The following is a 12,840-nucleotide window of genomic DNA, read 5'->3' as shown; positions in this document are numbered from 1 at the left end:
CATGCGTGTAAAAAAAGCTGTGATACCAGCAGCAGGGTTAGGAACTCGTTTTTTGCCAGCTACCAAAGCGATGGCAAAAGAAATGCTGCCAATTGTTGATAAGCCAACAATTCAATTTATTGTTGAGGAGGCTTTGAATTCGGGGATCGAAGATATTCTGATCGTTACCGGCAAAGCAAAGCGTCCAATCGAAGATCACTTTGATGCAAATATCGAATTGGAAATGAATTTAAAAGAAAAAGGCAAAACAGATCTGTTAGCGCTAGTAGAAGAAACAACGGATGTTAATTTGCATTTTATTCGTCAGTCTCATCCAAAAGGGCTGGGGCACGCAGTACTACAGGCCAAAGCATTTGTTGGCAATGAGCCATTTGTGGTTATGCTGGGTGATGATTTAATGGAAGATACAGTGCCATTGACGAAGCAGTTGGTGAATGATTATGAGAAAACTCATGCATCAACCATTGCCGTGATGCGGGTCCCTCATGAAGAAACATCAAAATACGGAATTATTAATCCGGGTGAAGAAGTTGAAAAAGGCTTATTCAATGTTAAAAACTTTGTAGAGAAACCAAATCCTAAAGAGGCACCTAGCGATTTGGCAATTATCGGACGCTATTTGCTGACTCCGGAAATCTTTTCTATTTTGGATAACCAAAAACCAGGTGCTGGCGGAGAGATTCAGCTGACGGATGCGATTGATACTTTGAATAAGACACAACGAGTATTTGCACAAGAATTTACTGGCAAACGTTCAGACGTCGGTGATAAGTTTGGTTTCATGACAACTAGTATTGAATACGGGTTGACTCATCCTGAGATTAAAGATAAATTAGCTGACTATATTGTGAAGTTAGGTAAAGAAATTGAAGGGAAAAAACCTAAAGCTCCAAAGGAATAATCAAAGCCAAAAAACAGCAGCTAATTGTTGCTGTTTTTTTTTTAGAAAAAATCAGATAATGTAGATGCTTCAATGGTTACATTTCTCAGAAGATGAGGTATTCCTCTGAGGAATATATAATAGCAATGCGTTAGAAATAATAAGAGGTATTCAATCGATTCGCCGTTCTTCAAACCAAGATACCTTTTGTACTGAAGGATAAACTTTTGTTTAATATGGGATGAATGGTATAATAAAAGTTAGCAAATAAAGGTTTTTTGACAGAAAATGAGCAAGGGAGTGTTCGGATGAGTCTAGGAGGTATTGCTGCCCTCATTGCAGCCTTAGCATTTGTTGTATTGGTAATTTTTCTGGTAAGGGTATTGAGTCAAGTCGCCAAAACGGTGGAAAAGGTCGATACTACAGTCAAAGAAGCAAATACAACGATTAGTGTATTAACAAAGGATGTTGATTTGTTGATGCAGCAAGTGGAAGGATTGCTGGTAAAAAGCAATCATTTATTAAATGACGTCAATGGGAAGGTAGCAACGATTGACCCATTGTTTACTGCCGTAGCAGATTTAAGTGAAAGTGTTTCGAACTTAAACCATGCTAGCCGTAACTTAACTGGTAAGGTCGCTAGTGTTGGAAAAACTACTGCTAAGGTAAAGGTTGCAGGTAAGGTTGGAGAGTCAACCATGAAGTTTTTCAGAAATCGCAAACAAACTAATTTATAATAGGAGGAATTACGATGGGAAGAAAAAAAGGCGGATTTTTACTAGGAGTAGTTATTGGTGGAGTTGCAGCAGCAGCAACAGCTTTATTATTAGCACCTAAATCAGGCAAAGAATTACGTGACGAACTGGCAAGCAAAACTGATGATTGGCGAGATCTAGCCTCTGATTATACTGAAGAAATCGTTGGCAAAACTAGTGAGATGAGTGCAGTAGTTAAGGAAAAGGCAGCTGATTTGACCAATCAAGCGACTGATTTTGCATCTTCAGTGAAAGGAAAATCAGAGGATGCAGTAGATGACTTGGGAGATATTCATGCTGATTTGTTTGATGATTTGAAGCAACAAAGCTCGGACTTATCTGATCGTTTCCGGAAAGCAGCTGATGAAGCACAAGACGTCGTTGAAGACACCGCTGATGATATTGTGATTGATGCAGATGAAATGAAAACTGGCGCTAAACAAACAGTATCAGAGGGTGCTTCAGAATTAGATGTGAAGGCAGAGGATTTAAAGAATTCTGACAGCTTTGAAGAAATCAAAGAAGAAATTAAAGAAGAAGTCGAGAAGAACAATCCTGAACAATAAATTTCAAAAAAAGTTGTCCCTTCAAAAAAGGGGACAACTTTTTTTGTTTCTATAAAATTATCAATTCTTTTGATGTTTTGGTAAATGGAACACAACCGTCTTTAGTTACAAAAATGCAGTCTTCGATTCGAACACCGACATCATTCGGTAAGTAAATTCCTGGTTCAATTGAGAAGCACATGCCTTCTTTAATCTCCATATCATTACCACCAACGATCGAAGGATATTCATGAATCGTTGTTCCAATACCATGACCTAAACGATGGTTGAAGTACTCACCGTAACCGTGACCTTCAATCACGTCACGAGCAATTTTGTCTAACTCAGCTGCTGTAATCCCAGGCTTAACAGCTTCTTGGGCTTTCAATTGAGCTTCTAGTACAATGTCGTAGATCTTCTTTTGATGATCAGTTGGCTTGCCGCAAGACACTGTTCTAGTGGCATCACTGCAATAACCATTAACAATTGTTCCAAGGTCAAATAGAACTAATTCATTTTCTTTCACAGTATTTTTTCCTGGTGAGCCGTGAGGGCTTGCTGCGTTTGGTCCAGCCAACACTTCAGTTGGGAAGGACATTTGTTTAATCCCTTGTTTCTTCAATTCGTATTCGATTTCTGCTACAATAGATTCTTCAGTAGTACCAGCCTTAACCAACTTAAAACCAATTTCAAAGGCTAGATCCGCCGTTGAACCGGCTTCAACTAAACGCTGGCATTCTTCTTCTGTTTTATAAAGCTGTAATTGTTGCACTAGAGGTGTCAGGTCAGCAGAGAAGTCAGTGTCAGTAAAAGTGTCTGCCAGACGTTGATAACGATCTAAAACCAATTGCCCCATCTCTACAGCCATTTTCTTTGGTGCGCCATAGCGTTTTTTAATTTCGGCTATAATAATTGCCCATGGATCTTCACTGTCTAAGTAGCCGATTACATCATATTCCCAGTTACTTGCTTTAGCATCTTCGACTTCTAAACCGGGAGCGAATAAAAAGGGCTCTTTGTCTAAAGGAATGAAAAGTGCTAAAATTCGTTCCATCGGATTGCTGTCGAAACCTGAGAAATAAGCGATGTGGCTAGGATCAGATACATAAGTCAAATCCACATTGTTTGATGACATCCATTTACGTAGTTCTGCAACTTTTTCTTGATTCATGATTATCCTTCTTTCTGTTAAGCATACAAATATTGTATCACTTGAGCCCTTTTCTGCAAAATAATATTAGAAAACGCTTGCAAATCTTTTAATAAATTAGAGTAAAACGGTTGCAATCAGAGAAAAGACGTGCTATTATCTTTAGGAAATGTAAATGAGATTTTCTGAAAACGAAAAGAGATAGGAGAAAAATCAAATGGAAAAACAAACAATTACAATTTACGATGTTGCCCGGGAAGCGAATGTTTCGATGGCAACCGTTTCTCGTGTAGTAAACGGCAATCCCAATGTAAAACCAACCACACGTAAAAAGGTATTAGAGGTTATTGATCGTTTAGATTACCGTCCAAACGCAGTTGCTCGAGGACTTGCAAGTAAAAAGACAACAACAGTAGGGGTAATTATTCCTGATGTCAGCAACATGTTTTTCGCGTCATTAGCACGAGGAATTGATGATATTGCGACAATGTACAAATACAACATCATTTTAGCTAACTCAGATGGTGAAACTTTAAAAGAAGTGAATGTGTTAAACAATCTGTTAGCTAAGCAAGTTGATGGTGTCATTTTCATGGGTCATCATATTACTGATGAAATTCGTGCCGAGTTCTCACGTTCAAAAACGCCAATTGTTTTAGCTGGTTCAATCGATCCAGATGAACAAGTCGGCAGTGTAAATATTGGTTACACAACTGCTGCGAAAGATGCAGTAGAAATCCTAGCACAGCATGACAATAAAAAAATTGCTTTCATTAGTGGTGCACTAATTGATCCAATCAATGGGCAAGCACGTATGAAGGGCTATAAAGAAGCTTTATCTGATCATGGTCTTTCATATAATGAAGGATTAGTTTTTGAAGCGACTTACAGCTTTAAAGATGGATTGGCTTTAACTGATCGTGTATTGAACAGTGGAGCAACATCAGCTTACGTTACCGATGATCAGTTAGCAATTGGTTTATTAGACGGTTTGTTGGATAAAGGTGTTAAAATTCCGGAAGACTTCGAAATTATCACCAGCAACGATTCATTGTTGACAGATGTTGCCCGTCCACGTTTAACGAGTGTTACTCAACCATTATATGATATCGGTGCGGTAGCAATGCGTCTATTGACTAAAATGATGAACAAGGAAGATATCGAACAAAAAACAATCATTTTACCTCATGGTGTCGATGAAAAAGGTTCAACTAAATAATTGATGAAAAGCTCTCAGCTTCTGAGGGCTTTTTTGCTCCACAAAAAAGACCGGGAAAAATCTCCCGGCCTGCTTGTTTGCAGTTAGTCTTCATCATCATTGTCATTATTATTGTTTGTCACATTGTTAGTACGGTTCGAACGATTGCGAGTATTCCAGTAATCTTCATAGTTAGCGTCTGTACCGCCGATACCAAATTTGTAAGTATTGCTTCCAGGTCCATCTTTAGCCCAGAAGGATTCAGATTCACCACTTGGTACTTGATAGGTAGTTCCATCATGACTAACTTTTCCAGGTTTCAGTCCCGTAAAGGTTGAAACCTTCTCTTTCTTGACATCGTCAGACAACTTAAACTCCTCATTTACCTCAAATACGTTAGGATTCACGCCATAGATTCGACCAGCTAGATACGCCATATAAGTAGCAGTACGGTTTCCAGCATTGCTATCCATCGGCTGATTATCATCGCGGCCTGTCCAACTGCCTAAAGTAACAGAAGGTGTAGAAACAATCAACCAGTTATCTGTATAATTATCGGTTGTTCCCGTTTTACCTACCCAGTCAGCTGTACTTAAGGTATAGTTTACTCCGCTTAGTAATGATTTAAATGGAGTAGTCTGCTGCTCGGTGATTACACTACGCATCATATCATTCATGATGCTTGCTGTTGCTTTAGAGTAAACCTGTACAGGATTTTCTTGGTGTTTGTAGATTTCTTTGCCTGTACTGTCTGTAATGGATTCAATTAAATACCCCTCTTGATAAACACCACCGTTGGCTAATGCTTGAAAACCATTTACTTGATTTAATGTAGTGGTCTCAATAGTTCCCAAAGGTGCTGATTCAACTCCCCAGTTGTCGGAGCTTGGAAAATTCATTTTCTTCAAATAATCGTTGTAGACATATTGATCAGAGCCTTTTTCAGTTAATAAATCTTGATAAACATGATAAGCAGGAATATTGGTAGACTCTACTAACGCTTCACGAGTTGTTTGGAAGGTTCGTGAACCATCTCCGGTCGCGTTTTTCAATTCTTTTCCAGCATTGGCACCTTGTTGATACTTCATTGGGAAATCAGCTATGCGGGTTCCGCTGCCGATCAACCCTTGGTCAACGGCTGGTCCGTAAACCAAAAGTGGTTTGATCGAAGAACCAGGCTGCCGAATGGTATCGAACGCATGATTATTCTGGTTAGTATTGTAATCACGACTGCCGACGAAGCCATAAATCCGACCTGTCCGGTTATCCATCAAAATATTACCTGTTTCGATAGGCGTTCCCGATCCATTGTCAAGATACTGCCCGTATTCGGTTGCTGAAAGCTGCATCGCATCATAAATATTTTTATCAATTGTTGATTGAACATTTAATCCTTGGTTTTGGATTTTTACTTTAGCCTGTTCAACATAACGAGTTCGTACATCATCTTTATTATAATCAGTTTCGCTGACACCATCTTGCGCTGCCTGCTGTCTAGCTAATATGCTGACTGCTTCATTATATATGGTGTAATATAAGAACCCTCGTTGGTCTTCTACCACATCTTCTCGTGCTTTGAAATCTTTGGCTAAATCATAATTTTTAGCTTCTTCGTATTCCTGTTTGGAGATTACCTTTTCACGATACATATTAAAAAGTACATTATCCTTACGATCCATTCCAATTGAGTAATCTTCTTTGAGATCTCCAGTGTTTGTATAAGGACTATAAACGATAGGACTTTGCGGCAATCCAGCAATAAAGGCAGCCTGCGGTAAATTTAGATCCTTGGCCTGAACACCAAAAATACCGGTGGCAGCTTCCTCCACGCCGGCAATGTTCTGCCCTTTATTATTACGACCAAACGGTGAAATATTCAAATAAGCGGTCAAAATTTCATCTTTGCTTAAATATTTTTCAACATCTAAAGCTAAAACAATTTCATTGGCTTTCCGTTTGAAAGAAGTCTCGCTGGTTAATACCTGTTGCTTTATCAGCTGCTGAGTTAAAGTAGACCCCCCAGAGCTTCCTCCCAAACCAGTTACTTCGCTGATTAACGCTCGAACTACTGCTTTAGGGACAACACCATGGTGTTCGAAAAAGTACTCATCCTCTGTAGCAACAATGGCTTTTTTGATCCACGGCGATATTTCATCAGAGTTGACTTTTTGTCGAATAGGATCAGCACTAATCGTGGCTATCTCTTTATTGTCCGCATAAAGGAGTTTGGAAGACTCGGTAATATCGCCGACCGTTTGCTTTACTTCTTCTTTTGTCGGTGTAGCGGTACCTTCTACCAAGTAGGCAAAGTAGCCTGCGCCAATACCTAAAGCCAGCATCCCTCCTAAGAATAGAACGAGGACAAGACCGACGAATAACGATTTTACCACTCTTAGTGTGACGTTAATATAAAAAGAAGTACCCACCAAATGCTTCGTGGAGCGGGGTTGCTTCTTTTTTTCTTTTTTCTTGTGAGCCAAAAAGTTCACCTCATCGATTATCTATATAATTCTGTTGAATTATAGCAAAGAATGAGCTGTCATAACAAGCACTTGGCGATATTGTAATCAAAACTTCAAATAATCGTAGTCATTTTGAATCTTACGTCTTTTAATTCGACATTTTTTCAGTTAATATGGGGAAGTATACAACTTTGAGGAGGAAAAAAAATGAGTTCAGACTTTTTTCAGGAGCTAAAAGACCGTGGCTTGGTCTTCCAAGTGACGGATGAAGAAGCCCTAAAAAAACAATTAAATGAAGAGTCTGTCAAATTATATATTGGATTTGATCCAACTGCTGACAGCCTGCACATTGGACATTTGCTGCCAATTTTGACTTTGCGTCGTTTCCAGCAAAACGGTCACGTGCCAATTGCATTAGTAGGTGGCGGAACCGGAATGATCGGTGATCCATCGTTTAAAGATGCTGAACGTCAGTTAAACACCTTAGATACTGTTAAAGCTTGGTCTCAAAGTATCAAAGATCAGTTATCTGGTATTATTGATTTTGAAAGTCAAGAAAACCCGGCTATTGTTGCCAATAACTATGAATGGTTAGGCGAGGTATCATTAATCGATTTCTTACGTGATGTTGGTAAAAACTTTACTATTAACTATATGATGAGCAAAGAAAGCGTAAAACGTCGGATTGAAACTGGAATTTCTTATACAGAGTTTGCGTACCAATTATTGCAGGCTTATGATTTTCTTCAATTATTTGATCGTTACGGTTGTCACCTGCAGTTAGGCGGCAGCGATCAGTGGGGAAATATTACTTCAGGAATTGAATTAATCCGTCGTGAAAAAGAGGCGCAAGCATTTGGGTTAACTATGCCGTTAATTACGAAAGCAGATGGGACTAAGTTTGGTAAAACTGAAGGCAATGCAGTTTGGCTTGATTCTGAGAAGACCTCTCCTTATGAGTTTTACCAATTTTGGATCAATACAGATGATCGCGATGCAGTGAAATTCTTGAAATATTTCACCTTCTTACCATTAGAAGAAATTGATGCCCTTGAAAAAGAGTTCAATCAAGCTCCTGAAAAGCGTTTAGCTCAACGGACGTTGGCTAAAGAAGTAACCACTTTGGTTCATGGTGAAAAAGCCTATGAACAAGCGGTCCATATCTCAGAAGCATTGTTCAGCGGCGCAGTGAAAAATTTAACTGCTGATGAAATCAAACAAGGCTTTAAAAACGTACCAAGCTACCAAGTGAAAGCGGAAGATGACTTAAATTTAGTAGAAATTTTAATTACTGCAAAAATTGAAGCATCTAAGCGTCAAGCCCGGGAAGATATTACTAACGGAGCAATTTATGTGAATGGCGACCGTGTACAAGACTTGTCTTATGTATTGAGTGACGAAGATAAATTGGCAGAATCCTTTATAGTTATTCGTCGTGGGAAGAAAAAATATTTCGTGTTGCAGTTTTAATTGAGAAGTTGGCTAAATCTTCGGATTTAGCCAACTCTTTTATAAGGAGTAGAAATGACAAACATCTTATGGAATTCATTAGGACTGTTTCTAATTGTCTGTTTAGGGTACCTGACAAAACGTTTTAATATATTGAGCAAAGCGGATGGTTCAACATTATCGATGATCATCATAAATATAACACTTCCAGGAGCAATCATCGTTAATTTAGCTAAGTTGGATATTGCTTCTAATTTACTTTTACTGATCGTGACTGGTGTTGTAATGAACATAGTAATGATTGGTTTTGGTGCATTCTTTTCTAAAAAGCAGCAGACAGTGGAACGAGAGCTGTTAATGTATAGTGCTTCAGGGTACAATATTGGAAATTTTGCTTTGCCTTTTCTTCAAAGCTTTTTACCGCAAGCAATCCCTGCCTTATCAATTTTTGATATTGGAAACAGTATTATGCTGGCTGGTGGTTCGACAGTTATGATTGAGGCAGTTAGCGGATCGAGTAAAGAAATTCCCAGTATTTTTCAAATTGGTAAGCGGCTAGCCCGATCAGTCCCCTTTTTATGTTATTTGATTATGCTATTTTTGCGCAGCTTCTCCATTGAAATTCCGATGCGCTTAGTTACCATGATTCAACCAATTGCGAATGCCAATACCTTCTTATCGATGTTTATGATTGGATTGTTTTTAGAATTACGGTTGCCAAGAAGCGATATAGTGCTAGTTGTTCGAACATTAGCTGTTAAATATATTTTTGGCGGTGTAATAGCTTTATTTGTGGCATTGTTGCCTTTACCGTCTATTATCAAAATGGTATTATGTTTAGTTTCGTTAGGACCTTTGACCACATTTGGGGTGGTAAATAGTGTTCAAGCAGGTGCTCGTCCAGAAGTTGTGGGATTTACTTCCTCTATCAGCTTTTTGGTAAGTCTGCCGTTAATGACAGCAATTTTACTGTTGGTATTGTAATGAATGAAAATCCTTGTAAGGAGTGAAGAAAGATATGTTAATTGGTTCTCATGTCAGTATGAAAGGAAAAGAGATGTTGCTGGGCGCTGCTAAAGAAGCAGCCAGCTATGAAGCATCTACTTTTATGATTTATAGCGGTGCGCCGCAAAATACCAAACGTAAATCAGTGGAGGAAATGAATATTCCTGCTGGAGAAGCTTTTATGGAGGAGCATGGACTATCCAATATTGTGATGCATGCGCCATATATTATTAATTTAGGCAATACAACCAAACCAGAAATGTTTGGCTTTGCAGTGCAGTTTTTACGGGAAGAAATTATGCGGGCAGAAGCGTTAGGAGCTACGCAAATTACGCTTCACCCCGGGGCACACGTGGGTGCTGGTGAAGAAGCTGCGTTGGATCAAATTATTAGAGGGCTAAATGAAGTGCTGACTGAGGACCAAAAAGCTCAAATTGCCTTAGAAACGATGGCAGGTAAAGGGACTGAAGTCGGGAAGACATTTGAAGAATTGGCATATATCATTAATGGTGTGACGCTCAATGAGAAGCTGTCAGTTACCTTCGATACTTGCCATACAAATGATGCTGGTTATGATGTGAAAAACAATTTTGATGGTGTAATGGAGGATTTTGATCGGATCATTGGTTTAGATCGACTAAAGGTTCTCCATATAAATGATTCAAAAAATCCGATGGGTGCTAGAAAAGACCGTCATGCCAATATCGGTTATGGAACAATTGGTTTTGATACCTTGAATCAAATTGTCCATGATGAACGCTTTTCTAAAGTATCTAAAATTTTAGAAACACCTTACGTTGGAAAAGATAAGAAGACGGCTTATGCACCTTATGGAAAAGAGATTGCCATGTTCAAGGAGCAAAAATTTGATAAAGCAGCCTTTCCAGAATTAGCTGAATAGAAGCAGTTAAGAAAATCAAAATTATTATCTGACTACAAATCCGAACGATTAGTTTTCATCTTTAGTTGATTGCACCTTAACAATTAACTTTAGGAAAGCCGATCGGTTCGGTTTTTTTATTGAAAATGACTGTCAATTTTTTGTTGGTAAATTGCTGGTAAAATGATATGATGATTTAAAAGTCATCAGATGATTAAGGGTGAGGGATTTATGACAAAGAAAAAGACTGTGCTGCTAATCTTTTTAGTAGCCTTCAATTTACGACTGGGAATTTCTAGCGTAGCTCCCATTTTGGCGACAATTCAACGTAGTTTGCATTTATCTAATTTTTCAGTCAGCCTTTTGACAAGTATTCCGGTAATTTGCATGGGGGTTTTAGCTTTTTTGGTCGCATTTGTACAAAAGAAACTTGGACGTAACAAGGGCATATTTTTATTTTTACTCATTTTAGGCGTCGCGACGTTGAGTAGAGGCGTGTTCAACAGCTTTTTGGGATTGGTAGTTAGCACCTTGTTAATTGGTTGTTCGATAGCATTAATTGGTCCATTGTTATCAGGATTTATTAAAGAAATTTTTCCAGAAAAAGCAGGCCTTTTGATTGGTATTTATTCACTAAGTATGGGATTAGGTTCCGTTAGTGCTTCTAGTTTGATGGGACCATTAACGCGATATTTTAATGGGCAATGGTCTACAGCTTTAGCTGTTTGGGGGGGATTAGCAATAATCAGCGGGTTCATTTGGAAGCTGTTGGCAGATAAAACGACTTCGCCAGCTGCAAGTAAGCAGTTTGGAACTTCTTTCTTTGCAGATAAAAAATTATGGAAATTGGCTTTATTTTTTGGAATTCAGTCCGGAGTATTTTACAGTTTTACTACTTGGATTACTTCTGCTTTGTTGAGTAAGGGGGTGTCGCCAATTTGGAGCATCACTTTACTAACTACTTTTACAGCTGTTCAAATGATTAGCAGCTTTTTAATTCCTACATTGATGGATAAAATTGGAACTACTAAGCAATGGATTATCTGTTGCTGCTGCCTATTAGGGTCTGCTCTGTTATTGATTTTCGCCAATAGACTCTTTATTCTAGTGATAAGTATTCTATTGGCTGCAATAGCAACAGGCGGATTTTTCCCAATTGCCATGCTATTGCCGATTCGAGAAAGCCAAGATGCTTCGCAAGCTAGTATCTATGCTAGTATTGTTCAGGCCTTTGGTTATATGATTGGTGGGATTACTCCTGTTTTAATTGGCAGTTTTATTGATTTAACAAACAGTACAGCCAGCTTGTATTGGTTTCTACTAATAGGGGCAATTTTGTTGTTGGTAGTAGGCCATTCATTGGAAAGTGAGGAAACAGATGGGAAACAAACGCGGGTTAGTCAATCAAACAATCACTGAACTCTTGACCTTTATCAAGGCAAAAAACTATAGAGTGGGACAAAAACTACCTAAAGAAGCCGATTTAGCCGAACTACTAGGGGTAGGACGTTCAACGTTACGAGAAGCGGTAAAAATATTGTCTTTCTCGGATGTGCTAGATGTACGGCAAGGTTCTGGTACTTATTTGAAAAATACCAGTTTTAAAGAAGATTTCTCAACGGAAGAACTGCTGGCCGCTCGGCAAATGTTAGAACTACAAGCCGTTCGTTTAGTTATTCAAAAGGATCATAAGGTTGATACTATGCTTCAGCTGAAGGAATTACTATTTCAACGAAATCAGTTATTAGAGGCGGGCAAGTTTTCTGAATACGTAATTCAGGATATGGCTTTTCATAAAAAAATTATTGATCTGACAGGTAATCCTTTTTTAGTCAAATGGTACCATGAAATCGAAGAGGCCATTCGACTATATCTAAGTGGTCAGATGCTGAAAGTAGCGAACTATCAAGATAATATTCGCTTTCATAATCAGCTTTACCAGGCATTGGTAGATAAAGATGTTGAATTAGCTGAACAAATGATTATTGCAAATAACGGCTTTGAGTGATGGGAACTGTTAGATATTTTAAGGAGATTATCAAGATTTGGGAAATACCTTTTCTTTTGTGGGAAGTTCTAGTAAAATATGTAGCGAATGTCAAAAGAGAGGAGCGATAAAATGGTATCAACAGGAATTGTTGTGTTGATTGCAGTCATTGCCGCAATATTGGGTGCTGTAGGTGGTTTCTTCTTAGCTAGAAACTGGATGAAAGATTATTTAAAAAAGAACCCTCCAATTAATGAGGATATGTTGCGTCAGATGATGATGTCGATGGGTCAAAAACCTTCTGAGAAAAAAATTCGTCAAATGATGCAGCAAATGAAAAATCAAGAGTAAGCATAAGCAAGGACAACCATTCTTTGATGGTTGCCCTTCTTTTTTGAAATAAAAAAACCTACTTTATACGGATCGACAAAAACGGAAAGACAATCTTCGTAAGTAAATAAGCTAATTTAAAAGAATAATTTGTTTGGGAAATTACAAACCTTTTGTAAGCAAATTACTCGACAGAATT

Annotated in this window: 12 protein-coding genes; 10 read left to right on the top strand and 2 right to left on the bottom strand. The window is 38.4% G+C overall.

Annotated features, from left to right (window positions below):
- Window position 1 precedes the first annotated feature (1 nt).
- The 3 genes from galU to IGI46_RS17885 all read left to right on the top strand — a co-directional run bounded on the left by galU (window position 2) and on the right by IGI46_RS17885 (window position 2,201).
- Complete coding sequence (gene galU, locus IGI46_RS17895; protein WP_207701015.1) at window positions 2–901, top strand: UTP--glucose-1-phosphate uridylyltransferase GalU; 900 nt, start codon at window positions 2–4, stop codon at window positions 899–901.
- A gap of 287 nt (window positions 902–1,188) precedes the next feature.
- Window positions 1,189–1,617 (top strand): DUF948 domain-containing protein, encoded by a 429-nt coding sequence (locus IGI46_RS17890; RefSeq protein ID WP_207701016.1) that lies wholly within the window; start codon window positions 1,189–1,191, stop codon window positions 1,615–1,617.
- Window positions 1,618–1,631: 14 nt separating this feature from the next.
- Window positions 1,632–2,201, top strand: a complete 570-nt coding sequence (locus tag IGI46_RS17885; protein ID WP_429964281.1) for a YtxH domain-containing protein — start codon at window positions 1,632–1,634, stop codon at window positions 2,199–2,201.
- Between the two features lie 49 nt (window positions 2,202–2,250).
- On the opposite strand, the gene IGI46_RS17880 is transcribed toward IGI46_RS17885, so the two are convergent.
- Window positions 2,251–3,351: a M24 family metallopeptidase gene (locus IGI46_RS17880; protein ID WP_429964280.1), complete on the bottom strand. Its 1,101-nt coding sequence runs from the start codon at window positions 3,349–3,351 to the stop codon at window positions 2,251–2,253.
- A gap of 196 nt (window positions 3,352–3,547) precedes the next feature.
- Between IGI46_RS17880 and ccpA the strand changes: the two genes are divergently transcribed.
- Window positions 3,548–4,549 carry a catabolite control protein A gene (gene ccpA, locus IGI46_RS17875; protein ID WP_429973924.1) on the top strand — a complete coding sequence of 334 codons (1,002 nt, stop codon included), beginning with the start codon at window positions 3,548–3,550 and terminating at the stop codon, window positions 4,547–4,549.
- Between the two features lie 83 nt (window positions 4,550–4,632).
- On the opposite strand, the gene IGI46_RS17870 is transcribed toward ccpA, so the two are convergent.
- Entirely contained in the window at window positions 4,633–7,008 is a 2,376-nt protein-coding gene (locus tag IGI46_RS17870) for a transglycosylase domain-containing protein (RefSeq protein ID WP_429964278.1), read from the bottom strand.
- A 189-nt stretch (window positions 7,009–7,197) separates the two neighbouring features.
- On the opposite strand from IGI46_RS17870, the gene tyrS reads away from it, so the two are divergent.
- The 6 genes from tyrS to IGI46_RS17840 all read left to right on the top strand — a co-directional run bounded on the left by tyrS (window position 7,198) and on the right by IGI46_RS17840 (window position 12,662).
- On the top strand, window positions 7,198–8,460 hold the full coding sequence (gene tyrS / locus IGI46_RS17865) for a tyrosine--tRNA ligase (RefSeq protein ID WP_429973923.1): 1,263 nt from the start codon (window positions 7,198–7,200) through the stop codon (window positions 8,458–8,460).
- A gap of 54 nt (window positions 8,461–8,514) precedes the next feature.
- Window positions 8,515–9,423: an AEC family transporter gene (locus IGI46_RS17860; protein ID WP_429973922.1), complete on the top strand. Its 909-nt coding sequence runs from the start codon at window positions 8,515–8,517 to the stop codon at window positions 9,421–9,423.
- A gap of 34 nt (window positions 9,424–9,457) precedes the next feature.
- Window positions 9,458–10,345, top strand: coding sequence for a deoxyribonuclease IV (locus IGI46_RS17855; RefSeq protein ID WP_429964275.1), 888 nt, complete (start codon window positions 9,458–9,460; stop codon window positions 10,343–10,345).
- Between the two features lie 210 nt (window positions 10,346–10,555).
- The gene (locus IGI46_RS17850; RefSeq protein WP_429973921.1) at window positions 10,556–11,743 is read left to right on the top strand and encodes a CynX/NimT family MFS transporter; all 1,188 of its coding nucleotides are present in this window, start codon (window positions 10,556–10,558) and stop codon (window positions 11,741–11,743) included.
- A complete protein-coding gene (locus IGI46_RS17845) occupies window positions 11,703–12,332 on the top strand; it encodes a FadR/GntR family transcriptional regulator (RefSeq protein ID WP_429973920.1) in 630 nt (209 codons plus the stop codon). The genes IGI46_RS17850 and IGI46_RS17845 overlap by 41 nt, the downstream gene beginning before the upstream one ends.
- Window positions 12,333–12,443: 111 nt before the next feature.
- Entirely contained in the window at window positions 12,444–12,662 is a 219-nt protein-coding gene (locus IGI46_RS17840; protein WP_207701026.1) for a YneF family protein, read from the top strand.
- Window positions 12,663–12,840: the final 178 nt, after the last annotated feature.

This window comes from Enterococcus sp. AZ163 (assembly GCF_050498925.1).
In the GTDB taxonomy this organism is placed as follows: Bacteria; Bacillota; Bacilli; order Lactobacillales; family Enterococcaceae; genus Enterococcus_A; species Enterococcus_A ferrettii.
Note: the sequence above shows the minus strand (reverse complement) of the source record. Positions and strands in the feature narration are given on the sequence as shown.

What these genes read in the sequence shown, in the direction of transcription:
- IGI46_RS17850 (WP_429973921.1), top strand. Translation starts at nt 10,556, where the DNA reads ATGACAAAGAAAAAGACTGTGCTGCTAATCTTTTTAGTAGCCTTCAAT.
- IGI46_RS17885 (WP_429964281.1), top strand. Translation starts at nt 1,632, where the DNA reads ATGGGAAGAAAAAAAGGCGGATTTTTACTAGGAGTAGTTATTGGTGGA.
- IGI46_RS17860 (WP_429973922.1), top strand. Translation starts at nt 8,515, where the DNA reads ATGACAAACATCTTATGGAATTCATTAGGACTGTTTCTAATTGTCTGT.
- IGI46_RS17890 (WP_207701016.1), top strand. Translation starts at nt 1,189, where the DNA reads ATGAGTCTAGGAGGTATTGCTGCCCTCATTGCAGCCTTAGCATTTGTT.
- galU (WP_207701015.1), top strand. Translation starts at nt 2, where the DNA reads ATGCGTGTAAAAAAAGCTGTGATACCAGCAGCAGGGTTAGGAACTCGT.
- tyrS (WP_429973923.1), top strand. Translation starts at nt 7,198, where the DNA reads ATGAGTTCAGACTTTTTTCAGGAGCTAAAAGACCGTGGCTTGGTCTTC.
- ccpA (WP_429973924.1), top strand. Translation starts at nt 3,548, where the DNA reads ATGGAAAAACAAACAATTACAATTTACGATGTTGCCCGGGAAGCGAAT.
- IGI46_RS17840 (WP_207701026.1), top strand. Translation starts at nt 12,444, where the DNA reads ATGGTATCAACAGGAATTGTTGTGTTGATTGCAGTCATTGCCGCAATA.
- IGI46_RS17855 (WP_429964275.1), top strand. Translation starts at nt 9,458, where the DNA reads ATGTTAATTGGTTCTCATGTCAGTATGAAAGGAAAAGAGATGTTGCTG.
- IGI46_RS17845 (WP_429973920.1), top strand. Translation starts at nt 11,703, where the DNA reads ATGGGAAACAAACGCGGGTTAGTCAATCAAACAATCACTGAACTCTTG.
- IGI46_RS17880 (WP_429964280.1), bottom strand. Translation starts at nt 3,351, where the DNA reads ATGAATCAAGAAAAAGTTGCAGAACTACGTAAATGGATGTCATCAAAC.